This window comes from Staphylococcus sp. AC872 (genome assembly GCF_979255425.1).
Genome location: NZ_CEEDKW010000111.1, coordinates 1 through 212 on the forward strand (window position 1 = coordinate 1; position 212 = coordinate 212).

Annotated in this window: 1 pseudogene; it reads right to left on the bottom strand. The window is 33.5% G+C overall.

Annotation, left to right across the window (positions count from 1 at the left end):
• Positions 1-212 (bottom strand): annotated as a pseudogene (locus ACZ267_RS13120) (glucose-6-phosphate isomerase); the annotation flags it as partial.

Below are 212 nucleotides of genomic sequence, written 5' to 3' on the forward strand. Positions count from 1 at the left end.
TGATAACCACTCATAGCACATGCAAGTTCGAAGAAGTACACGACATAGCCAAATGTTTCTTCATCTAATTGTGGAATATTAACAACGATATTAGGTACGCCACCATCTGTATGTGCTAATAATGTACCTTCAAATGCTTTTGTATTAACTTCATCAATTGTTTTACCAGCAAGATAATTTAATCCATCTAAATCGTCACTATCTTCTTCAAT